This window comes from Myxococcus sp. CA051A (genome assembly GCF_013336705.1).
In the GTDB taxonomy this organism is placed as follows: Bacteria; Myxococcota; Myxococcia; order Myxococcales; family Myxococcaceae; genus Myxococcus; species Myxococcus llanfairpwllgwyngyllgogerychwyrndrobwllllantysiliogogogochensis.
Map to the genome: position 1 here is coordinate 529,646 of NZ_JABUMS010000005.1, position 20,439 is coordinate 550,084.

Annotated in this window: 25 protein-coding genes; 6 read left to right on the forward strand and 19 right to left on the reverse strand. The window is 69.7% G+C overall.

What is annotated here, in order from left to right; translation table 11 throughout:
• Nucleotides 1–4 precede the first annotated feature (4 nt).
• From HUA74_RS18305 to HUA74_RS18320, 4 genes are all read left to right on the forward strand, one after another.
• On the forward strand, nt 5–1,168 hold the full coding sequence (locus HUA74_RS18305) for a PQQ-binding-like beta-propeller repeat protein (RefSeq protein ID WP_174455506.1): 1,164 nt from the start codon (nt 5–7) through the stop codon (nt 1,166–1,168).
• On the forward strand, nt 1,129–1,593 hold the full coding sequence (locus tag HUA74_RS18310; protein WP_174455507.1) for a (deoxy)nucleoside triphosphate pyrophosphohydrolase: 465 nt from the start codon (nt 1,129–1,131) through the stop codon (nt 1,591–1,593). The genes HUA74_RS18305 and HUA74_RS18310 overlap by 40 nt, the downstream gene beginning before the upstream one ends.
• Complete coding sequence (locus tag HUA74_RS18315; protein ID WP_141648043.1) at nt 1,593–2,474, forward strand: ribonuclease H-like domain-containing protein; 882 nt, start codon at nt 1,593–1,595, stop codon at nt 2,472–2,474. The genes HUA74_RS18310 and HUA74_RS18315 overlap by 1 nt, the downstream gene beginning before the upstream one ends.
• A gap of 155 nt (nt 2,475–2,629) precedes the next feature.
• Nucleotides 2,630–3,448 carry a DUF3014 domain-containing protein gene (locus HUA74_RS18320; protein WP_174455508.1) on the forward strand — a complete coding sequence of 273 codons (819 nt, stop codon included), beginning with the start codon at nt 2,630–2,632 and terminating at the stop codon, nt 3,446–3,448.
• Between the two features lie 204 nt (nt 3,449–3,652).
• On the opposite strand, the gene HUA74_RS18325 is transcribed toward HUA74_RS18320, so the two are convergent.
• Nucleotides 3,653–4,201: a hypothetical protein gene (locus HUA74_RS18325; protein ID WP_141648045.1), complete on the reverse strand. Its 549-nt coding sequence runs from the start codon at nt 4,199–4,201 to the stop codon at nt 3,653–3,655.
• A 1,364-nt stretch (nt 4,202–5,565) separates the two neighbouring features.
• Here HUA74_RS18325 and HUA74_RS18330 point away from each other — a divergent pair.
• The gene (locus HUA74_RS18330) at nt 5,566–6,120 is read left to right on the forward strand and encodes a hypothetical protein (RefSeq protein ID WP_371817258.1); all 555 of its coding nucleotides are present in this window, start codon (nt 5,566–5,568) and stop codon (nt 6,118–6,120) included.
• A gap of 4 nt (nt 6,121–6,124) precedes the next feature.
• On the forward strand, nt 6,125–6,586 hold the full coding sequence (locus HUA74_RS18335) for an SMI1/KNR4 family protein (RefSeq protein WP_174455509.1): 462 nt from the start codon (nt 6,125–6,127) through the stop codon (nt 6,584–6,586).
• A gap of 125 nt (nt 6,587–6,711) precedes the next feature.
• On the opposite strand, the gene HUA74_RS18340 is transcribed toward HUA74_RS18335, so the two are convergent.
• From HUA74_RS18340 to HUA74_RS18430, 18 genes are all read right to left on the reverse strand, one after another.
• On the reverse strand, nt 6,712–7,035 hold the full coding sequence (locus HUA74_RS18340; RefSeq protein ID WP_174455510.1) for a hypothetical protein: 324 nt from the start codon (nt 7,033–7,035) through the stop codon (nt 6,712–6,714).
• Nucleotides 7,036–7,105: 70 nt separating this feature from the next.
• Entirely contained in the window at nt 7,106–7,405 is a 300-nt protein-coding gene (locus tag HUA74_RS18345; protein WP_174455511.1) for a hypothetical protein, read from the reverse strand.
• Complete coding sequence (locus tag HUA74_RS18350) at nt 7,402–8,064, reverse strand: glycoside hydrolase family 19 protein (RefSeq protein ID WP_174455512.1); 663 nt, start codon at nt 8,062–8,064, stop codon at nt 7,402–7,404. The genes HUA74_RS18345 and HUA74_RS18350 overlap by 4 nt, the downstream gene beginning before the upstream one ends.
• 2 nt (nt 8,065–8,066) lie before the next feature.
• On the reverse strand, nt 8,067–8,870 hold the full coding sequence (locus HUA74_RS18355) for a hypothetical protein (RefSeq protein ID WP_174455513.1): 804 nt from the start codon (nt 8,868–8,870) through the stop codon (nt 8,067–8,069).
• 2 nt (nt 8,871–8,872) lie between these two features.
• Entirely contained in the window at nt 8,873–9,790 is a 918-nt protein-coding gene (locus HUA74_RS18360; protein ID WP_174455514.1) for a hypothetical protein, read from the reverse strand.
• 28 nt (nt 9,791–9,818) lie between these two features.
• On the reverse strand, nt 9,819–10,274 hold the full coding sequence (locus HUA74_RS18365; RefSeq protein ID WP_174455515.1) for a hypothetical protein: 456 nt from the start codon (nt 10,272–10,274) through the stop codon (nt 9,819–9,821).
• 1 nt (nt 10,275) lies between these two features.
• Nucleotides 10,276–10,719: a hypothetical protein gene (locus tag HUA74_RS18370; protein WP_174455516.1), complete on the reverse strand. Its 444-nt coding sequence runs from the start codon at nt 10,717–10,719 to the stop codon at nt 10,276–10,278.
• Complete coding sequence (locus tag HUA74_RS45675; protein ID WP_254625109.1) at nt 10,716–11,633, reverse strand: hypothetical protein; 918 nt, start codon at nt 11,631–11,633, stop codon at nt 10,716–10,718. Before HUA74_RS45675 ends, HUA74_RS18370 begins: the two co-directional genes overlap by 4 nt.
• A 397-nt stretch (nt 11,634–12,030) precedes the next feature.
• The gene (locus HUA74_RS18385; protein WP_174455517.1) at nt 12,031–13,458 is read right to left on the reverse strand and encodes a hypothetical protein; all 1,428 of its coding nucleotides are present in this window, start codon (nt 13,456–13,458) and stop codon (nt 12,031–12,033) included.
• A 45-nt stretch (nt 13,459–13,503) separates the two neighbouring features.
• The gene (locus HUA74_RS18390) at nt 13,504–13,674 is read right to left on the reverse strand and encodes a hypothetical protein (protein WP_174455518.1); all 171 of its coding nucleotides are present in this window, start codon (nt 13,672–13,674) and stop codon (nt 13,504–13,506) included.
• Nucleotides 13,671–14,444, reverse strand: a complete 774-nt coding sequence (locus HUA74_RS18395; protein ID WP_217443486.1) for a helicase HerA domain-containing protein — start codon at nt 14,442–14,444, stop codon at nt 13,671–13,673. The genes HUA74_RS18390 and HUA74_RS18395 overlap by 4 nt, the downstream gene beginning before the upstream one ends.
• Nucleotides 14,444–15,442, reverse strand: coding sequence for a hypothetical protein (locus HUA74_RS18400; RefSeq protein WP_174455520.1), 999 nt, complete (start codon nt 15,440–15,442; stop codon nt 14,444–14,446). The genes HUA74_RS18395 and HUA74_RS18400 overlap by 1 nt, the downstream gene beginning before the upstream one ends.
• Nucleotides 15,443–16,019: 577 nt before the next feature.
• Nucleotides 16,020–17,435: a hypothetical protein gene (locus tag HUA74_RS18405; protein ID WP_174455521.1), complete on the reverse strand. Its 1,416-nt coding sequence runs from the start codon at nt 17,433–17,435 to the stop codon at nt 16,020–16,022.
• Between the two features lie 693 nt (nt 17,436–18,128).
• Entirely contained in the window at nt 18,129–18,569 is a 441-nt protein-coding gene (locus HUA74_RS18410) for a hypothetical protein (RefSeq protein ID WP_141641081.1), read from the reverse strand.
• Nucleotides 18,566–18,838: a hypothetical protein gene (locus HUA74_RS18415; protein WP_141641082.1), complete on the reverse strand. Its 273-nt coding sequence runs from the start codon at nt 18,836–18,838 to the stop codon at nt 18,566–18,568. The genes HUA74_RS18410 and HUA74_RS18415 overlap by 4 nt, the downstream gene beginning before the upstream one ends.
• Complete coding sequence (locus tag HUA74_RS18420; RefSeq protein WP_174455522.1) at nt 18,835–19,260, reverse strand: hypothetical protein; 426 nt, start codon at nt 19,258–19,260, stop codon at nt 18,835–18,837. Before HUA74_RS18420 ends, HUA74_RS18415 begins: the two co-directional genes overlap by 4 nt.
• On the reverse strand, nt 19,253–19,504 hold the full coding sequence (locus HUA74_RS18425) for a hypothetical protein (protein WP_141641084.1): 252 nt from the start codon (nt 19,502–19,504) through the stop codon (nt 19,253–19,255). The genes HUA74_RS18420 and HUA74_RS18425 overlap by 8 nt, the downstream gene beginning before the upstream one ends.
• Complete coding sequence (locus tag HUA74_RS18430) at nt 19,494–20,357, reverse strand: hypothetical protein (RefSeq protein WP_217443487.1); 864 nt, start codon at nt 20,355–20,357, stop codon at nt 19,494–19,496. The genes HUA74_RS18425 and HUA74_RS18430 overlap by 11 nt, the downstream gene beginning before the upstream one ends.
• Between the last annotated feature and the right edge of the window lie 82 nt (nt 20,358–20,439).

Below are 20,439 nucleotides of genomic sequence, written 5' to 3' on the forward strand. Positions count from 1 at the left end.
CGTTATGAAGAAGCAGCTCGTGAGCTGGAGGCGTTGGCTGGGGAGTGCCGTGGCGGTCGGTCTCCTGGGCGGTTGCAGTACCCTGCCGCGCTACGGCAATCCGGAGCTGCCCCGCACGGAGCTGGCGCCTCCGGTGGACTACTTCTCGGTGGACTGGTGGGCGCCACTGGTGGCGCCCACCCTGCTGGAGTACGCGCCGCGCGAGGTCGCCTCGCCAGCGTACGACGCGAAGAGCAAGACGGTCATCGCGCTCACGCGGGATGGCGTCATCCGCGGCGTGGGTCCGGACGGTCAGATCAAGTGGTCCAAGCGGACGACGACCCGCTTCGCGGCGGGGGCCCAGGTGAGCGACGGCGTGGCCTTCGTTCCCGGGGGTGACGGCACCCTGTACGCGCTGGACGCGGCCACTGGAGATCAGAAGTGGCAGTACGCGGCGGGTGAGTCGCTGGCCACGGTGCCGGTGATTGCCGAGGGCCTGGTGTTGGTGGCCTCGGAGAGCGACACCCTGTTCGCGGTGAAGGTCGAGGACGGGGTCTGGGCCTGGCAGTACCGCAGGGACCCGCCGTCGGGCTTCACGGTGCGAGGCGCGTCGACGCCGCTGGTTCGCGGCGGCAATGTCTACGTGGGCTTCTCCGACGGCTACATCGTGTCGCTGAACATGAAGGACGGCGGCGCCAACTGGGAGAAGTCGCTGTCGGGAAGCGGCTCCGAGTTCCTGGACGTGGACACCACGCCCGCGCTGGATGACCACGGGCAGCTCTACGTGGCGTCGTACAAGAATGGCCTCTTCGCCCTCGAGGCGGAGTCCGGAGAGCTGGTCTGGACCAGCTCGGTGTCCGGCATGACGGGGCTGCTGGCGAAGGGGCAGATGCTCTTCACCGTGGGCGACGGCCGCGTGGACGCCTACCTGGCGGAAGACGGACGGCTCCTCTGGTCGCACCCCCTGGGCGAAAGGTCGGGCCAGACGCCCGTGTTCTCCAAGGGAATGCTGATTGTTCCCATCCAGCGGTCGCTGCTGTTCCTGGACCCGAAGACGGGCCAGGCGCGCGTGTCGTGGAACCCCGGTGACGGCGTCTCCGCGACGCCGTTCGTGGCGGGCTCGAAGCTGTTCGTGCTCTCCAACAACGGATGGCTCTACTCGCTGGACTTCAACGGGCTGAAGGGGTGACCACGGTGGCGACCCGGACGGTCCGCGTGGTGGCGGCGCTGATTCCAGGTCGCCTCGACGCCCAGCGCTTCCTGGTGCAGCAGCGGCTTCCGGGTGGAAGCCGCGCGCTCCTGTGGGAGTTTCCCGGTGGCAAGGTGGAGGCTGGCGAGACGGACGAAGCCGCGCTCGCCCGGGAGTGTCGCGAGGAGCTGGATGTGGAGCTCTCCGTGGGCCGGCGGCTGTGGGAAGGCCGCCACGAGTACCCGGACCTGACGGTGGAGCTGGTGCTCTACGCGGCGCGGATGCTCTCCGGTGAGCCGAAGCCGTTGGGCGCGCATGCGCTCGAGTTCCGGACGCCCGGGGAGATGCAGTCCCTGCCTTTCTGCGAAGCGGACATTCCGCTCCTGGAGGAGCTGGTGGCGGGAAGGTTGGGCGCGCTCGATTGATGCTCCAGCGGACGTTCCAGCACATCCCCGGCGTGGGCCCCTGGCGCGAGAAGGACCTCTGGGCGCGCGGCTTCAAGACGTGGGACGACTATCCGGCGGCCGGCGAGGGTGTGGCCATCACCCGGAAGACGGACGACATCGCGCGGGAGCGACTCGCGCTGGGTCGTGAGGCGCTGGAGCGGAGGGATTTGCGCCGGCTGGCGGAGCTGATTCCGCCCCGTGAGCACTGGCGGCTGTACCCCGAGTTCCACCAGGACGCCGTCTACTTCGACATCGAGACGGATGGCCGCGAGGCCCAGGCACCCACGGTGGTGAGTCTGTTCGATGCCACGGGCCTGCACGTGTTCATCCAGGGCCGGAACATGGACGCGCTGCCGGAGGCCATGGCGGCGCGGCGGCTGTGGGTGACCTTCAACGGGTCCACGTTCGATGTGCCGGTGCTGCGCAACTACTTTGGCGCGGGGCGGTTTCCGGTACCGGACGCGCATATCGATCTGCGCTTCGTCACGCGTCGGCTCGGACTGGGCGGCGGGCTGAAGGAGATCGAAGGAAAGATTGGCGCCGAGCGTCCGCCGCACATGAAGGGCGTCAACGGCTACGACGCCGTGCTGCTGTGGCGTGCGTATACGCGGCGCGGTGACGTGGAGGCGTTGCGGTTCCTGGTGGAATACAACCTCTACGACTCCTTCCAGCTCCGGACGCTGATGGACGTGGCCTACAACCGCGGCGCCGATGACTTGAATCAGGACGTGCCCCGGCTGCCCGTGTTCGAGCGCGGCGAAGTGCTGTACGACGTGAGCCGGATCATCCTGGAGCTGGGCCCCACGGAGCGGGACCTTCAGACGCTCGAGCGCGTCCGGGCCGAAGAGCAGTTTCCCTGAGTTCCTGAGCAGGGCGGGCAGGGTGCCTCGGCGATTCGCCCCCCTGGGACTCTCTTCCGGTGAACAACCGGCCTCATGGGTTGCACCGCGCCCGTGGAATGCGTCCAGGAGTCGTTTGTAGGGTGAACCGAACCCGAGACGGAGGACCGCAACCCATGAGCGACCCGATTGACCCGACAGAAAGCTCCGAGGTTCCCCAGCGCGGCTCGGCTGGAAAGAAGGCCGCGCTGGTTGGCGGCGCGCTGGTGGCGGTGGGCGTTGGGGCCGCCGTCGCGCTGGGCCTCTTCGAGAAGGAGCCGCCGCCCGTGGTCGCGGTGGCTCCGATCATCGAGGACGCAGGTGTGGCCGCGCCGGTAGCACCGACGGCTTCGCTTCCGGAGAGTGACGGCCGGGTCCGGGAGATGGCGAGCCGGATGTCGGAGGAAGCGGAGCTCCAGCGCTGGCTCCAAGAGAAGGATCTGGTGCGCCGGGTGACGGCGGCCGTGAACAACATCGCGGAGGGCGTGAGCCCCCGGATGGTGCTGGGTTTCCTGGGCCCGGCGGATGGATTCCAGGTCGTCGAGGGCAAGGACAAGTCGGTGACCATCGACCCGCGAAGCCATGCTCGCTACGACCTGGTGGCGCGAGTGTTCGGCACCTTCGACGCGCAGGTCGCCAAGAGCATGTACCGCGACTTGAAGCCGCTCATCGACCAGGCGCATGGCGAGATTGCTCCGCCGGGACAGACGTTCGATTCGACGCTGAGCCGAGCCTTCCAGCATCTGCTCGCGGTTCCGGTTCCGGAGGGCGCCGCGCTGGAGGTCCAGCCGCAAGGAGCGCTCTATGTCTATGCCTCGCCGGAGCTGGAGGGCCTGAGCCGGGCGCAGAAGCACTTGCTGCGGATGGGGCCCCAGAACATTCGGGTCATCCAGGCGAAGCTCCGGGAGCTTCAGGGCGCGCTGGGACTGCCTCCGGTGGCCGCCGAGGGCCCGTAGCGAGCCCGAATGTTGATGGGCGGCCGGGCTCTCTGGATGGAGCCCGAATATTCGCGGTAGCGATCCCGAATGTTCAGGGGCGACCCGGGCAAACCGGGGCCCGAATGTTCGCGGCCAGGCTGGAATGTTCATGCCGGCCCAGGGCGTGGCCAGGAGCATTCGAGGCGGCACCGGGAACATTCGGGGCCGCCATGAGGCCCAGGACTAGCGGCGCTTTTTCTTCTTGGCCGGCGCTGGAGGCGGTGCCGGCTTTTCCTTTTCGCCGGCGATCAGGAACGTGGTGCGGAGTTCCTCGACGTCGCGGCCCAAGGTGTCCGTGAACGCGGTGCCGGTCTGGGCATCGACGACCAGGGTGTACTCGAAGCCGGTCTTCAGGGGCTGGGGCAGGACGATGCGGTAGACGAGCCCGGTGTCGGATTCCTCGGCGACGTCGTCGGAGACCATGGCTCGCTCAGCGGCGTCGAAGAGCCTGACCCGGTAGTTCCGGAGGCCTCGTGACGCGGTCAGCTCCAGCGTCGAGGTCTGCTCGATGACCGGCTTCTCGCCAGGGTCCAGGGAGATCTCCGCGAGGCCCGCATCGGGAACCTGGGAGCGAAGCGCGAACGTGGTCGGCGGCGGGGCCTTGGGCGCCTCGGGAACTTCGGCGACGCCAGAATCCGGCGACGGACCCGAGGTCTTGTCCGGGCATCCCGTCAGCGCCAGCAGGCCGCAGCAAAACGCGGTGGTGACCGCGGTTCGTTGGAGGAAACGCATGCCGGGCACGGTACGCGGCCACGGTGGCCACGAGAAGCGAGGACTCGATGCGGGCATCCAGGCAGCCAGGCCCATGGTTCACCCCTGTCCTCCCTCTATCGGAACGTCCGATAACGGTTGCCTTATGGCAACTGGCCACGCTAAAAATCCGGGACAGCGCGAAAGCCACGACGCACGTACCGTCCGCCGAAGCGGACGCCCATCCACGCCGTGACGAGGCGAGCGCACATCTTCCGGTTCCGGGGCCTGAGTGACGGCCCGCGTTGGTAGCGCAGAACCATCGACATGCCGCAGGAGTTGGTAGCTCCTGTCGTGCCTAGGGCCCGGGCGGGGACGTCTATCCCCACCGGGCCCGCCCTTTTTGCGGGGCGGGTGTTGCAAGTTACGCCTGCCCAATGGGGATATTCAAGGGGAGCATGCCCCGCCGGCCGTACTCGGCTCGGCGGTGTCGTTTTGACTCATGCGGGGACAGGGCGTGGCGACACTGCACGATTTGTCAGCGTCCAGTTTGCCGGGCCCACCGTCTCGGAGCTGGACACGTCTGGCGATGCCTCGCGTGTCCCGCCGAGCTGCTCGCGGAGCTACTGCGCGCTGCGCATGATGCGGACCGCGAGGAGCGGCGCGCGACGGGCCTCCAGGTCATGGTCACATTGGTCTGCCGTCATTGCTCCACGCCCATGCTGCGCAATCCTGGGAGTGTCGTGCAGTGGGCCGCGTGCCCCTGCCCGCCGTAGCGAATTACCGGTCAACGCTCGTGGGTGGACGACGTCCTCGCGGGAGCGGCGTGTAGCAGCGTCCGGTGTGCTCGTAGCTCGCTGGTGGGCAGGGGGGAGACGATGCCGCGAGCAGCCAGCACGCGCCGTTGCGCTCCAGGTGGCTCGGGGGGCAGGGCGGGGGCGCCCACTCCGGGTCGGGCCGCGACGGGATGGTCAGCCCTACGCGCAGCTCGCCCGGCGCGGCTTGATGCACGTCCACCAAGTTACTCCCCCCGTCCACCAGCTCGGCCAGGTCAACGGGAGCGGCACGCGGCGCGGGCACAACGGCCCCCAGCGCCAACACCAGGGCCAGGAGTGCCACCAGGGCCAGGATGACGGCTTGGCGCCGCACGCGAGCTGGTGGAGCTGGTGGGCGGCGACGCGGGGCAGGTGCTTGGGGACAGGCCATGTGGCTCGTGCGAGTCGTACCACGCGTGGCCCACGCCACACACGAGCGCTACCCAGCAGGGCGGCAAATCCAGTCGTGACTTATGCAGCCGGCGTTGCGGTGCTATCCGGTTTTGCGTGTTTACCTTAACGCCCCCCTGGAGCCTCGGACTGGCCGCATCCCTCGCGCTGATGGGGTGCGGCTCCGCGACGATTGGTGCCGTGGGGCCGCAAGCAGCGTCCGCCAAGTGGGAGGGGCCACCCGTCACGACGCCTGATGGGGGCACGGTCCGGTATGCCATCTACTACGGCCCCTGGCTGTGCTCGGCGCGGTGGATGACTCAGTGCGAGCGCCGCTGCGCCTCCGAGGGCCACGTGCTCGTCGGCTGCATCTGGCTCGCGGACCTCAAAGGCGACTGGGCCGGACGGTGGGCATACCTGCCCGCAGAGGCAGGCACGCGCTACGCAATCACGCACTGTTGCTGCGACTACCCGGTGACGGACCCCACGCTCACGCGGCGCCAGTGGGACAACGCGCGCGACAACTACCGCCGTGACTGGATAGCCGAGTTTGGCGGGTGGCCGCAGTCCGGCGGACGCAACTGGCCCGGCCACCACGTCCGCGACCTTGGGCACGGCGGACACCCGACTGACCCGCGCAACGTGTTCCCGGTCCCGGACGCGGTGCACACCATCATCAACAGCGCCTATCCCCAGTGCTACGCACGAGGCAGTCGGTGGAGCACCGTTGGTCCAGACCGGCCCTACCTCGATTGAAGCCATGACGCCGACACTCGCCCAGCTCATCGACACCGTGGTGCGCGAGCACTACCCGCACCCGCCCGCGACGGAGCACGAGATTGCGGAGTTTGAGGCCCGCGCCGGCTGGCAGCTCGGGCCCGAGCTGCGCGCCCTCTACACGCGCACCAACGGCGCGGAGCTGTTTGTGCCGCTCCCGGACGCCCGCTACTCCATCCTGCCGCTTGCCGAGCTACAGCGCGCCCGCGTGCGCATGCGCGGCATCGACGACGACACCATGGGCGCTGCATCCTGGTGGACGCTCGTGGACTGCCAGGACTCGGACTTTGTCCTCGTCGACGTAGCGGGGCCCGCGCCGTACCCGATGCTCGACGCGTACCACGGCACGTATCCTGAGGTGCGGCAGGTCGCGGCCTCGCTGCGTGAGTTTTTGACGCGCGCGCTGGCCAGCAACAACCGCCTTTACTGGCTCCAGGACGACTAGGGCCGCAGCTCGCGCCACGGCCCCGTCACTACTGCATCTGCGTATTGATTTGTCGTGCCGTCTCAGAGGGGGGCGGGGCAGAAATGGTGCTCGGCCTGGCCAAGCTCGAGGAGCCGGCAACGCTGTTACTGGTGCTGCCCGCGGGCGTCCGCCGGGCCCACGTCTTCCACCGTGGAGCTCGCCGCCAGCGACGGCAGCGCAACGGGCACCCACGTGTTGCCCTGGCGCATCAGGCCCACGCTCCGCTCCTGCTGCGCGTCGGCGGGGCGCGGCACCACGTCCCCATTACTGTCACGCGGGTAGGCCGGCAGCCCGGCCGCCTCGCACACCTGCGCGGCACTGTCCGTCGCTCGCTGCACGCCGCCGTCAGGCAGGTACGTCGCGAGCGCGCCGACCACAGCGCACACCCCACTCAACACCCAGGCCACGACTCCATAGCGCTTCGTCATGTTGTCACCTCGTGGGGCTCGTGGAACTCCACCGCCGCGCCCCGCGCCGGCAGGTGGGGTGCAGCGATACTTACGGGTCCGTCCGAGGCAACCGGCCGAAAGGGAGACCCAACGCGGTGCCGCAGAGGTGGACCGCGCCGCGCAGCCACGTAATCGCGGCGTGCTGCTCCTCGTGGCGCTGCGTGGCCTCCTGGGCGCTCGCGGCATGGGCCGCCTTGAGCGTGGCGTGCTCGGCGCGCAGCTCGCGCAGCTCGCGGGCATGCGCCTTGAGCTTGCGCGCCACGAGGCGACGGTTTGAGACGATGACGGACAGCGGTCCGATGGCGCACGACACGGCGAGCTGCACCAACTCACGGGTTTCGGGGCTCATGCCTTGTTCCCTCTCTTGTTGAGGAGCGCCACCACCTGGGCCGTGTACTTCTCTCTGTCCGCCAGCCCGTTGGTGCCTCCGTTTATCTTCTTCGTCACCGCCGCGATGTCTGCGACAGAGGTCCCCTTGTCCGCGATGGGAGCAATGTCGCCGTTGCCCTCGCGGAAGTACCAACCCGCGATGCGAAAGCCGTGCTTCGGGTCGGCGGCCAGCTCGGGCACGTTGACCAGGTCAAGCCCCAGTGCCTTGCCCGCCCGCGTGTAGTTGGCGAGGCCCGTCAACTGCGTCGGCCCCCGGCCGATGTACGAGAGCGCCCGTGCCACGTCGCCGCCGTTGCCGAGGTTGGGGTTGTTGGCGTAGCGCTGCACGTCCGGGCCAATCTCCTTGAACGCGGAGAACTGCCAGGACTCATGGAGCCACTGCCCGAGCGCATGCGCGATGCGGTTGGGCGTAGTGATGCCCCACTCCCGCAGGGCCTCGTTGAGCAGGGGTAGGTACTGCCGGCGCTGCTCGTCGGTCAGGCGCGTTGTCGGCGTGAGCGCCGTCAGTTCGGCCAGCGTGATGAGCGGCGTGGGCTTGCGCATGACCGCAGCCGTGGCGGCGGTGCCGACCGCAGCCGCGACGGCCAGCAGCACGGGGAAAAGCTCTTTCGGCGTCATGGCTACCTCTCCACGTTGATGGTGATGGTCCGTTGCTTCGGCGCGGCACGGGGCCGCGTCGCACCACCTCGGCGCGCAGCAGGGCGCACGTTGGAGAGTCGCGGCTTGGGCGCCGGCTGCGCCTCCGTGCGCTCGATGGCCGCGCGTGTGGCCGTGCCAGCCGCGCGCGCAGCGGTGCCCAACGGGCTCGCCTTGGCCACGGCAGCCGCCCCGCGCAGCGCGAGGCCCAGCGGCGTGTTGCGCAGCCCCTGCCACGCAACCGCAGCTCCGCCCGTCACGACCACCGCGCCACCCACCACGAGCGCCGCCTTGACCCACCAGGGCCAGGGGCCCACGACGGCGCGGCCGAGTTCCGCCGCCGTCTCCACCACCGCAGCGCCCGCGTCCGCCACCGTCTCCACGGTTTCCGTTGCCGTCTGCCGCGTCACCTCCCACGTACTCGCGGCATGAATCTCACCCATCGCGGTGGCGAGGGTGCTCGCGAGGCTGTCGCCCTCGCCAATCCACTGGGCGAACGCGTAGGGCTTGCCATCCGTGGCACGCACGCCCGATTGCGCCCACTGCCAGCGCTCACCACGCCAGCTCGGCACACGGTCCTTCACTTCGGACAGCGCCCCGATGATTTGCTTCTGCACGTCGTTGACGAAGAGGTCTCGCGCGACGCCGAGCGGTGTCCAACTCGGCACCCAATCCAGGAGGTTGCTGGCCAACTCCCGTGGGCTCGCCGCCTCCTCGGCCCGCTTGAGGAGGTCCGCCACCTTCGCCAGGAGCGCCTCCGCCGTCGTCCGTTGTGCCTGGGTGAGCATGGCTAGTAGCCCGTCACGCGGATGCGCATGGTCAACTGCCCGGACGCGAACTCCGACGCCATCCACTCGTTGCCCGTGCATGCGAGCCGCACAGCGATGCCCACGGGGAGCATCGGGGACACCACCGTGTCCGGCTCCACGCTGTTCGCACCGCCAGCACCGCCCAACAGCAGGGTGTGCACCGCAGTCAGCGCGAAGCCGTCGGACTCGTTGCGGTACGTGGTGCTGGCAACGCCAACGTCAGGCGCTGAGCCAAGCTCGATGGACGCGTATGGCCGCGTCGTACTGAGCTGCGCGAACAGGTCCACGGTTGGCTTGATGATGCAGTCAGGGAGAGCGACTGAGGAAAGCGCCACCAGCTCGACAGCCACGGCAACGCGCGAGTAGCCGCTGACATCAAGCGGCAGGTAGGGGCATTGCGTGTAGAAGCCGGGCTCTCGCGCCTGCGCGAGAAACGGCGCCACATCGTCACCGGTCACCCACAGGTCCGTGTCCAGGCCGTCCCACCACTGCGCGGTGAGTTCCGTCGTCAGTTCGGTCAGCGTGGGCCCCGCCGATTCAACAACGACGTCGACCAGCACATGGGTCGGGTGCCGAACCATCATCGAGCGGCGGTTGTCGAGCGCGGGAAACGAGCGCGGCGCCGAGTACTCGGCCGTCTCTGCCCACAGGTCGAACTTGTCGCCGTCCTGCAACCCCACGAGCTGCACGGACCAGATGCGTCCGCCAATCCGCTCCAGCGCGCCTGCGTGCAGGAGGCGAGGGTGGACGGCGTCATCGTTGATGATGGCCTTCACTGGGAATTGCGTCCGGACGGTCCCAACGGCCGCGATGAGGATGGCGTCGCAATCGAGGTTCAGCCACGTCGCTTTCCCGCCGCCGTACTCGATGGCCTCCGACTTACCGATGTGCTGGAGCATTTGAGAGTCTCAGGGTGAAGTAGTGAGGTCAGGGGAAAAGGTCGAAAGCTTGGTCAGCCAGGCCGAGGATGGTCGACAGCGCACCGGTGCCCGCCGCGATGTGCCCCCAGATGCCTCCCGAGGGCGTGGCGGGTTTCGGCGCCGTCTGCGCGGGCGGCGCCGTCTGGGCCTGGGGCCGCGTGGCAGCGGCGGCCTGCTGCGCGAGCTGGGCCTGGAGCAGCGCGATTGCCTGCGCAGCCTGCTCGGCCTGCGCCTTGGCATCGGCGGCCTGCGCCGCCTGCGTCGCCTGGGCCTGGGCCGCCTGCGCGGCCTGCATCTGGGCCTGCGCCGCCTGCAGCGCCTGCTGGAGCTGGGCCGCCGTGGCATCGGCCTGTCTCGTGTCCGGCTGTCGCGTCAGCGCGTACGCGACGGCCCCGCCCACCCCCAGGGTCGCGAGCCCCAGGACGATGGGGAGAGTGTTGTTGGTGGTCTGGTTGGCCGGCATGTCAGTACTCCTCCAGGCCCGCCCAGAGTGCGGAGGGGCTCACGGTGTTGCGGGGGTTGATGGGCGTGGGCTCGACACCATCGCCGCCACGCGGCGGCGCGGGGAACTTGTAGACCTTGGCGGGTGGCGTGCGTCCGTCCACCGGCGCGAACATGTCCGGGGGCAGCGGCCCAGGGCGGCCCGGCGCGAAGGATTGAGGCGTGGGGGCACTCCACTGCGCCGTGTCCGTGCCACCGGCCCACAGTCCGCTGCTCGCGGGCTGCTGGAGCGGGCCCGGCAGCGTGAGCGGTGCAGTCGTGACTTGCATCGGCACCACGGTGCCCTGCTTGCCTGCGGCAACGCCCACGACCTGCGCGCCGTGCTTCCGGCGAGACTCGACCGCGAGCGCCAGGCCAAAGCCCAGGACGATGCTGCTCGCGCTCGCGATGATGAGGGTGTGTCTCATAGTTCGGCCTCGTCAGTGCGGCCCTTTCGGCCGGGCGGCACATCGGGTGGGAGTGGTTTGGGCTTCGGCGGGGGAGGGACGGGCTTCGGTGGCGGCGGAGGAGGGGCGGGCTTCGCAGGAGGAGGAGGGGGCGGCGGTGGGGGTGGCGGCGGGGGAGGAGGCGGCGGCGCGGGTGGCGGCAGAGGCTCCTCCAGCTCCCGGTCGCGCGGGTCTTCGTAGGTGCCGTTGCGCCTGTCCTGCTTTACGCCCGTGATGTAGCCGCCGACGCCCAGGCCCGTGTCGCGCTCAATCTGCGCACGGTTGCGCTTCTCCTCGCGCACGCGCCGGTACTCCTCTGCAACCTCGGGCGGCAGCAATGGCTGCACCGTCCCGTGGTAGTCAGGGTGCGCTGGGTCAGCGTGGTAGTTGCGCGACTGGTTATCGGCGTAGGCGAGATAACTCCACCCGCCCTTGTAGCCACGATTCATTTCCTCGGTGTTCGGGAAGCCCGTGAAACCACCGTCTCCGAGCAGGTAGCCATCCCAGAGGCGATTGCTGTCATTGGGCGTGGCACCCATCCACTGGCGGAACGAATTGACGTTGAGTTCATCGAGACGGACCGCCACTTCATGCCGTGCGGCTTTTCCCGCGCCCCGCGCCGCGTTGAAGTGCTCGAAGGCTTGGGTATACAGACCCACGTTGTAGAGGGTCACTCCTGCGTTGTATTGATACGTATAAGCCTCGTAGTCGGCCTGCTCCATCGCAGACATGGCCATCTGTCGCAGGTAAATCTGCGCGTACTTGGCCTTTGCGTGGTTCTCCATCGCGGTGCCGAACAGGCCGGCCGCCATACCAACAAAGGGAGACAGCGGCGCGAGAGGCGTAGCCAACATGACCGTAGCCAGCAGCCGGCCGCCGTTGACGACCGCGCTCACGGCAGCCGTGGGCATCGGAGGAGGGGGCGGGGGCGGCGGGGGCGGGGGCGGCGGTGGGGGCACCGGGGGAGGCTCGTACGGGGGCGCCGGGGGGGGAGCGGGAGGCGGGTCCGGTGGCAGCACCGGCACGACGGGAGGCGCCTCCCACTTCTCCGGCTCCTCCTGCTGCGCTGGAGCTGGTGGAGCTGGTGCCGCGTCGGCAGGCGCCGACACCTGGCCAACCATGGCGGCGCCGCGCCGGGGCGCGAGCGCTCCAGCGGCGCCCCGCGCTCCATCCACGAGGTAGCGCACGACACGCGTCAGCAGTGAGTCAGCCACAGGGCCACCAGGAGGTGAGGCGGAATGAGGGAGAGGCCGGGCGCGTGAGACTCACCACGCCCGACCAGGAGTCACCGCGCTAGATGACGGCGAGGCTCGACGCCTCGTCGTGCCGCGCAGTGGCGGCGCGAATCTGCATCGCCACTTCCTCGCGGACCGCGCTCATCTCGTCGAACCCTCGCGTGCTCGTGACGGCGGCCGGCACCCACCGGGCCTCGTCGAGCACGATGGCCCGAGCCATCCGCGTATCACCGGCCGGGTGCGAGTCCGAGCGGCGCATGACGCTGACCACCTTCAGCGCGGCGGCCCGCAGGCGATGGTCGGGCACGTACACGTACGGCGTGCCGCCCTTCTCGCACCTGATTCCCGCGTAGCTGGGGAAGTCGGGCTCGTTGTCCAAAAACAGGGTCATGCCCGTGTACGGCAGGGCCTTGTCGTCCACCTCCAGGCCCTCATACATGCCCGTGCTCACGGCATGGAGCACGCGACCATCCGGGATGTGCCGCGAGTATCCCTTGATGAGGGCCATCGTCTGGGCGTGGGAGAGAAGCGGGAGGTAGAGCGCGCGGCCCTCCCACTCCTTGTTCTTGACGATTTGACGCGCCTCAACGACGCCCGTGTAGATGCGCGTCAGCGCGTTGGGGCTCACTCCGTACACGAGAGTGCGCCGCGCGTTGATGCCCAGCTCCTTCGCGTCCATGGCCCGGCCCGCGCTGGCGTAGTCGCGCACGAGGTCCGCGAAGATTTCCACCTTCGTGCTCGGGTCGTTCGTCACCGTCACACCACCGGCCGTGACGCGCAGCGCACCGAGCGTCGTCGACGCATAGGGCGTCATGTCCTCCAGGGAGAGGCACAGCCCGGGCTCCGTCTTGATTTCGTACCCGTTCGCATTCACGACGCGACGGGCGAAGACGGGCACGCCGATGCGGCGCGCCTCGGACTTCTTCGTGCCCGGACTCATGATGACCTTTACGGCCGTCAGCGTGAGCGTCGACTTGGCAGTCTTGAAGGGGTCCCCGTCCTTCGTGATGTTGAAGGTGCAGTCCTTCAACTGCTCCGGACTCAGGCCGGTGAACTTGTGGCTTTCCGCGATGACGGCCGCATGTCCAGTCGGAATGTAGCAGGTGAAATTCACCTGCTGCGAGCCGGACGCGTACGCCCGCGCGAGGCCATCGGTTGCGCCCTCGAAGTTGTCCACGTCCTGCTTCAGCCACCGCACGCTGTCGTCCCTCACGCGGTCCAGCGGCTCCATCTGCCAGGGCTCCAGCGTGCTGCCATCCGGCAGGAACTGCTTGAGGCTCACCTTGAAGCCGCTCAACACCTGGAGTCGCTCGGGTTCGGTGAGCGCCGCCACCACGCCGCCGGCGCTCACGTCGCAGAGGAAGCGCACCACGATGGCATCCGTGACGGTCCCGTCCGGAGCCTCCATCTCCTTCTGTTTGAAGCCCACATCGCGGGTCAGGATTTGCTCCCCTTTTTCGAAGGGAACGGTCGTCGTCATCGGCATGGATTTGTCTCGTCTCGTGTGGAGAGGGTTGGCCGCGGGCTCGCGCTACTTCGAGGTGGTCTTGAGCGGCTCGGGGACGGGCACGGCGCCGTTGGTGAGGTGGCCCGCGATGACGGTGCCGCCCGCGCCGACGACCAGCCCCAAGCCGAAGAAGCCGAGGTCACGGCCCCAGCTCTTGTTGGACTTCTTCTCGCCGCTGTTGTTGGTGTCGCTCATCTGCGTTGCTCCTTTGTGCGCTGCTCGCGCTCGCGCTGGTGGTGCTCGGCCGCGTACTGCGACCGGGTGAATGCCAGCCGGAATGTCCGAGGCGGGCAGGGGTGGAGCGAGTCAGCGAAGGCGCGGCCGAAATCGCGCGTCAGGTAGTCGCGGTCACTCGCCTTGAATTGCTCGCCGCTGATGCAGCAGGACACCTGCCCGCGCACGGGCGCTGGGATGCCGGTCGCGTACTGCGAGACGAACCACGGGCGCACGCCGTCCTTGCCCCACGTCGCTGCACAGTCGAACAGCTCCAACGCGGCATGCGCGCCCCACACGCCCACTTCTTCCAGGAAGAGGCAGAGGTTGCCGCGCACGCGCAGCGCCGGCAGCACCGCCTTTACCTCGCCGGCCAGGTCAGGCCCCAGCAACCCCGGCGTGGGCACCAACGCGAGCGCCAACCGAGGATTGAGCAAGAACGCCGTGTCGTGCCGCAGCGCCGCCCGAAACTCGGGGATGGTCATGCGCTGCGTGAGCGGCCCGCGTACGAAGGTGGGCTGACCTGGCCGTGCCTTGCCTGCGCGGCTGTACTCGTCAGCTACATCGATGACGACAACCGCCTGCTGCTGCCCCATGAGGTACGCCACCCATTGCTTGAGCAGGTACGACTTGCCGGAGCCGGTCATCCCCAGAACGGCAAATCGTTCGTATGCGTCCGGCACCCACGGCCCGGTGTAAATGGGCACGTCCGAGGCCATCGGCCGCGCGCACGTCGTGCACGTGAGCCCCATCAGCGGCGCCCTCGGGTGAACAGCCTCCCCACGCCCGCCGCCGCGCCGCGCGCGCCGCGCATGAAGACCTTCCCGCCGGCCACCGCGATGCCCGTTGCCGCGCCGGCAAACGGCAGCGCGAGCGCGAGGCCAAGCGGCACCAGCTCCCACGCGATGCCCGGCTTACCGGGCGGCCCGTCCACCGCATCCACCGCAGCCTGGGCCCTGCGCGCGAGGCCCACGCCACACAGCTCCGTGATGCGCACCACAGGGTCGCCGCGCACGGTGCGCTCCACGGGAGTGCCCCGAAAGAGTACGCGCTCCACGGGCCGCGTCAGGTCCACGAGGGGATGCCCGCGTGTCAGCTCCGCGAGGCTCCCCAGGAGGAAGAGGACGGACTGTGAGCACGCCTCCACCAAATCCGCCGGTTCGCCCATGTACGTTGTGTCTGGGTCGGATGGCTCCTCGGCCGCTTCGGCGGCCGGCTCCTGCACCGGTTCCTCCTCGCCCAGCGCCGCGAACCCGGCCGGGTCGGCGGGCTGCACCAGCTCGGGTTCCGACGCGGGCGGGGCCTCGGGCGTCACCACCTGATACGGGACCTCCAGCACGGGCCCGGTCGGCGTGGCCTCGTACGGTGGCGCGGGCTGTCGCGCCGGCTCGACAGGCTCCAGCTCCGGCTGTACGTGCTCGGGTTGCGCCGTGGCTGTCGCGTGGCGCTCCACCAGCTCCGCCGCGTTGTCGAGCGCTACGCGGTGGTCCCTCGCCCACGCGTTTGCTGCGCAGATGGCGGCCACGTCCGCACCTGCCGCGCGCAGCTTGTCCCGGTACGTCCGAGCCTGCCGCTGGGGATTGGTGGCGGGCCGTCCAGCTCGGCGGCCGCGCGGAGGACTCCGCTTGGCGCGCGATGACTCCGCACGACGGGGCTCTGCCGCAGCGGACGCGGTGCCAGGGGTGACGGCCGCCTGCTCGCTGCGCGTCGCGCCGTCCTGCTGGAGCTGGTCGGCCTGGCTGTCGTCCATGGCGCCTCGCGCATGAGTGGGTGACGGGGAGCGGCCCGGGTCCGCCCCGGCCTCCAGGGCGCGCACTCCCGTCCGGAGAGGGGAGAGGTTGGGGACTCGGCGCACCGAGCCGCCCCCGTCGATGGGCAACGTGTCTCGCAATCGGCGCGGCCAAAACAGCCGGGTCGGCGGCCAGGACCGGCCACCTGCGACACCGGAGCCGGGAGTCTCGCCATGAGTGACACGTCACCCGGTGAGATCGCCACGCACCCCGGGGTCTTGGCCAAATTGGCCACGGCGTGCGCGGCGTCGGCTCCGTGCTCTAGGCTTGTCGTGTCTCACCGCTGGAGCACCACGCCCAATGCCTAACGCCTGCAACACCTACGAGATGCCCACCGCTGGCCAACCTGCGCGATGGCTCCCGCTCAAAGTCGCGGCAGCCGACACGGGCATAAGCCGTCGCACTCTCAATCGCTGGGCTCGTCAGGGCCTCATTGTCGCGGACCGCCTCGGGAGCGGCCACGGAGAGTGGCTCGTCGCACTCAACGCGCTGGGATACCCCATCAGCATCAAGCCGTTTCGCGCGGGCACCAGCACGTCAGGCGAAACCTCGGCGTAGCACCCATTTAGGTTTCGCGACTGTCGCCTCTGGGTCCTCTCCTCGCCCCAACGCCTCGCTCACGTCCTGGGCGTAGTTGAAAAATCCGGAGAGGAGCCGCGAAAACCGCACGTCTCCCTCGTCTCGCTTGCGCCGCTCAGGCTCGCGCAGCTCGTACGGACGGGTCCCCTCGTCTACCTCGGGCTCCGCCTCGCGCCCCGCTGTAGCCTCCGCAGCCTCCGAGCGCATGTGCCATGCCTCCAGCACATCCTCACTGGGGCGCAGACGCTTCGCGTGCTCCAGCTCCCCGAGGTTTTGCGCGCGCCGCGTGGCCTGCCGATATGCCCCGATGCTTAGCACGTCCGCCAGCCCCAGGACGGGCAGCGGCGGGGGCGGGGGCTCGCGCGGTGCCATCCGCTGCGCCTCCAGCCACGGCGGCACCGGCACTCGCACCGGGGCACCGCGAGCGGCGGCGCGGAACGCGTCGCGCTCGGCATCAACCGGAGTACGCCACCACGCGCCGAGCTGCGCGCCGGACAACACGGGCTCCACGTCGCGCAGTCCGAGGATGCGCACGTGCCCCAACCGCGCCGCGCGCCACCAGCCGCGCACCGCTGGGCGCCAGCCCAGCACCGTGCCCCACGTTGCTTCCAGCGCCGCGCGCGCCTCCTCCTGGCGCTGGCGCATTACCTCGGGCGTAGGGTGGAGCATCAGGCCGCCCTCGCGCTCCGGGTCCGGTGGCTTTCGCGCGGGCGGCAAAAAGCCCTTGCTGGAGCGCACGCGCCGCATTCGCGGCGGCGCCGCGACTGGGAGCTGCGCGAGCTTGACGACTTCGCCCACCATCGTCGGGTGCGGCACCGCGCCCTTGGACACCTTGACGCTGTAGCTCGCCACGTCCTCCTTGCTGCGCGCATGGCCGATGGACGACAGCGGGCCCCAGCCGCAGTGCGCCACCAGGGAGCGCCACCAGCGCGGCCCCCGTTTCGCCGCCACGTCCCCGTCGGTTGGCCCGTGCTCCCGGAGGTGAGCGGCCAGCTCGGGCGAGTGGATGATGACGTTTACGTGCGGCTGGCCGCTCCTGTGTTGCTCCACGACACTCACAAAGTCGAACCGCCCCATGGCGGGGATGGCGCCCTCCAGCCAGCCGCGCGTCAGGTACTTTTGCAGCATCGCCCAGCGCGGCTGGAGCCCCTGGTATTGCCCGGCCAGGGTGGGTTCCGCGCGCGTCGGGTCGAGCGTGAGCACCACGAGCACCAGGTCCGCCACCGCCACCGGCTCCAGCGCGGCCATGATTCGCGCGTAGTCGCGCTGGGAGACCCACCGGGCGCAGTCCCCCTCGTGGCGCCAGCTCCTGCATTGGTAGGTCCACCATTTGCGCTTGCTGGGGTCGGTTTCGCCGCGCGGCCAGGTCGCCACACTCCACGCCTTGGCCGCGCACGCGTGGCACCCGCCAGGGACATAAAGGCCAGGGGGGGCTTTTGCCGGCCCCGTCCGAGGGGCCGTGTCCGACTTAACGTGACTACGGACAAGCCCGGGGACTTCGCCCCCGGGGACCCCCGCGCCGTTGCCAGCAACGGGCGCACGCGCCAAGGGCGCCACGTCGGCCGCAGCCGCACGTTTCGCCGCCGCGCGCACTACCGCAGCCCTCCAGCGCCAGCACGCCCACGGGCCGCCCCAGGCGTCCGCAGCGCAGCACCGACGGGGCAACCGTGGGGGCGGGGTTGCGCACATCCACCGACAGCGCAGGTGGACGCGGGGCGCCCCGCGTCCCACGCCGAGCACACCAGCTCCGGACACACGCTCTGCTGCTGCCGCCAGCCGGCCGCGACGCGGGTGCCACGCATCGGCCCGTGCGCGCGCAGCTCCGCTGCACGGCCGGGCCTCTGGCGACGTACCGCAGTGCTCACCGGACCGTGGGGGGCTCCTGGTTTCGCGCGCACAGCACGGCACCGCCCCCGCCCAGCGCTGGTGATGCCAGCGGGGCAGGGGAGGCGCGTCGTGCAGCACAACGGGCAGCGGCCATTGCGCCGCGCCGGGCTCACGGACCCATGGCAAGGGTCCGTGCACCGAGCACAGACAAGTTGGTGCTACAGCATGAGCGGCAACGCATTAGAGCGCGTCTCCGTCCATGTACTCCGCCCACGTCCTGGCGAGAGGTTCAGGCGGCGCTGGCGCCACCGGTTCCCGCGAGTACAGCTGTGATGCCACTTCGGCCGCCCACGCATCAGCCGCGCGCATGACGCGCAACGAAGCGGCCTCCAACTTCGCCGCACCCGCGAGCGTGAGCACGCGCGCAGCGTCCCACCGCATGCGTGCCGTGTTGGCCGACGACGAGCACGGGCCGTGCTCCGCTATCGCTGCGACGTACGCCTTTCGCGCCTCACCTTCGGCCGTAGCAGCGGCGACCATCTGCTGGCGCTTCGTCGCGTGGTGAGCGATGGCGACCGCATAGTGCTGCTCGCAGGTTGTCTCGGGGCAGCGCCCTCCCCAGCGCGTCACCTTGCCACCAGGGAGGATGACGAGGCTCGGGTCCAGAGGCTTCCGGCTCATTGCCGCGCCTCAATGTGCACGGCAGTCATCGCCGCCGATAGCGACTCGGCCGCCGCGTCGAGATCGAGCGCGAGCTGCGCGCGCCGGGCCCTCGCGTGGTCGAACGCCAGCCGCGCCTCATCAACCAGTCGCGCTCCGGGGCCGTAGTTGAGCAGCGCATCCGCCCATCGCGTGCTCGCCGTCAGCTCGGCCCGCTGCGCCGCGTGCAGCGATATGCCGGCCGTGGCATGCCTCACCTGGGCCTTGCTCGCCTCTGTTTGCAGGCTCACGCGGCACCTCCCATCACGACGTGCAACCGCACTTCGCCAGGGCACGTGGGGCGCGGCAGGTAGAGCACCCGCGCGCCCTCTGGCACCTCCACAACGTCCTCGGGGGCCGCGTCGGGTGCCTCGTCAGCGTCAGGCGCGAACAGCGCGAGCTGGACCGCAGCCGGGCGCACAACCCGTGGTCGGCGGATGCTCTCGATACGCGCGTTGACGGCCCGGAGGCGCAGCGCGCGCAACACCAGCTCCGCGCGTGCCAACATCGTGCGCAGCCATGCTGCGCGGTGCTCGTTCGGTGGCACCGTCGCAACGGAGTGCCGCCGGCCGCCGCGTGAGCGCGACAGCTCGGCCTCCAGCAGCTCCAGGTCCTCGCGCAACACAGCGACTCGGTGGCGTGCCAAGGTGATGGGGTCGGGCGACCTACCCATTGCGCACCTCGGCGTCCAGGTCGACGGACTCAATGACGGGCCGCGAGCGCAGCAGCGCAACGGTGTCGTCAACCTGGGCGCGCAGCGCGTAGTTCGCCCGGCGGATGACATCCAGGTCCACACCACCGTCGGTGCAGCGGCGCAGCTCCAGGCCCGCCGCACGGAGTTCGTCCAGCGCCCGCTCGTAACGCGTGGCAGCCATCACCAGGAGAGCCCGCGCCTCTGCTCGCGATTCAGCCGACATGGTGGCCACCTCGCGCGATTTGCTGGCTCAGGTGCCGCATGAGGCTGGCCGCGTCCTCGGGCATGCGCGTGTATCCGGACGCCACCAGCACGCCCTGGGCGTCGTGGAGAGCGATGCCGTAGCCCTGCCGGCGTCCGTGGCCGATGCGGCCCAACCAGCGCCAGCCCGCTGCCAGCACCGCAGCTTTTGCGGGCCCCTCCGTCCGGTCCGCGATTTCGCCCATCCTCACGGACAGGGCGCGGCGATAGAGCGTTTCAGCGTCAAGCGAGAGGCCGCGCACGTCGTCGTGCAGCTCGGCGCCATGCTCCGAGTCCCAGTCACGGCACGAGCCAGTCACCCGCGCGGCCAGCGCGAATTGCGCCCGGGCGCGGTCGAGCAGCGCCAGCCCCTCGTGTAAGGCACTGCGACGTTGCGCCTCGGGCGTCACCAGCGGTGGCACCGTGGGAATAGGAGTGAGCTGCCGCGCTGGCCGGGCCTCGCTCGTGGCGGTCGGCGCCGACAGAATCCACTTCATGGCGCCCAGTGCATCCCAAACGCCCTCCACGGCTTGGGCCGCATCGCTGAAGATGCCACTTACGCGCGGGCAGCGGTCCATGGCCGACCTCAACGCCCGCGTCAGGTCTGCATGGGTGGCGTCGCGACTCGACAGGAGGCGGTGTATTTCCTCCAGCGCTTCACGGGTGCCAATCAGCGACAGGCGCAGGTCTAGCGGATAGTGCGGGTGTGCCGACGGGAGGCAGGACCGTGCAGCGTCCAGCTCCAGTTGGAGCGCCGCGTTCGGCACGGGTGGCTCGTCGACGGCAGGGCCCACCGCGCCGGGCTGCTCGGGCTTGTAGGTAACAGCGGCCCGCATGAGTGCTCGGCACTCGCTGCACGTCACCTCCGCCTCCTGGCTGTTCCAACTCACATCTGCGAGGCCGAGGCCGCAGGCGGTG

Coding starts and splice junctions, on each gene's coding strand:
- HUA74_RS18305 (WP_174455506.1), top strand. CDS start 5: ATGAAGAAGCAGCTCGTGAGCTGGAGGCGTTGGCTGGGGAGTGCCGTG.
- HUA74_RS18310 (WP_174455507.1), top strand. CDS start 1,129: ATGGCTCTACTCGCTGGACTTCAACGGGCTGAAGGGGTGACCACGGTG.
- HUA74_RS18315 (WP_141648043.1), top strand. CDS start 1,593: ATGCTCCAGCGGACGTTCCAGCACATCCCCGGCGTGGGCCCCTGGCGC.
- HUA74_RS18320 (WP_174455508.1), top strand. CDS start 2,630: ATGAGCGACCCGATTGACCCGACAGAAAGCTCCGAGGTTCCCCAGCGC.
- HUA74_RS18325 (WP_141648045.1), bottom strand. CDS start 4,201: ATGCGTTTCCTCCAACGAACCGCGGTCACCACCGCGTTTTGCTGCGGC.
- HUA74_RS18335 (WP_174455509.1), top strand. CDS start 6,125: ATGACGCCGACACTCGCCCAGCTCATCGACACCGTGGTGCGCGAGCAC.
- HUA74_RS18340 (WP_174455510.1), bottom strand. CDS start 7,035: ATGACGAAGCGCTATGGAGTCGTGGCCTGGGTGTTGAGTGGGGTGTGC.
- HUA74_RS18345 (WP_174455511.1), bottom strand. CDS start 7,405: ATGAGCCCCGAAACCCGTGAGTTGGTGCAGCTCGCCGTGTCGTGCGCC.
- HUA74_RS18350 (WP_174455512.1), bottom strand. CDS start 8,064: ATGACGCCGAAAGAGCTTTTCCCCGTGCTGCTGGCCGTCGCGGCTGCG.
- HUA74_RS18355 (WP_174455513.1), bottom strand. CDS start 8,870: ATGCTCACCCAGGCACAACGGACGACGGCGGAGGCGCTCCTGGCGAAG.
- HUA74_RS18360 (WP_174455514.1), bottom strand. CDS start 9,790: ATGCTCCAGCACATCGGTAAGTCGGAGGCCATCGAGTACGGCGGCGGG.
- HUA74_RS18365 (WP_174455515.1), bottom strand. CDS start 10,274: ATGCCGGCCAACCAGACCACCAACAACACTCTCCCCATCGTCCTGGGG.
- HUA74_RS18370 (WP_174455516.1), bottom strand. CDS start 10,719: ATGAGACACACCCTCATCATCGCGAGCGCGAGCAGCATCGTCCTGGGC.
- HUA74_RS18385 (WP_174455517.1), bottom strand. CDS start 13,458: ATGCCGATGACGACGACCGTTCCCTTCGAAAAAGGGGAGCAAATCCTG.
- HUA74_RS18390 (WP_174455518.1), bottom strand. CDS start 13,674: ATGAGCGACACCAACAACAGCGGCGAGAAGAAGTCCAACAAGAGCTGG.
- HUA74_RS18395 (WP_217443486.1), bottom strand. CDS start 14,444: ATGGGGCTCACGTGCACGACGTGCGCGCGGCCGATGGCCTCGGACGTG.
- HUA74_RS18400 (WP_174455520.1), bottom strand. CDS start 15,442: ATGGACGACAGCCAGGCCGACCAGCTCCAGCAGGACGGCGCGACGCGC.
- HUA74_RS18410 (WP_141641081.1), bottom strand. CDS start 18,569: ATGAGCCGGAAGCCTCTGGACCCGAGCCTCGTCATCCTCCCTGGTGGC.
- HUA74_RS18420 (WP_174455522.1), bottom strand. CDS start 19,260: ATGGGTAGGTCGCCCGACCCCATCACCTTGGCACGCCACCGAGTCGCT.
- HUA74_RS18425 (WP_141641084.1), bottom strand. CDS start 19,504: ATGTCGGCTGAATCGCGAGCAGAGGCGCGGGCTCTCCTGGTGATGGCT.
- HUA74_RS18430 (WP_217443487.1), bottom strand. CDS start 20,357: ATGCGGGCCGCTGTTACCTACAAGCCCGAGCAGCCCGGCGCGGTGGGC.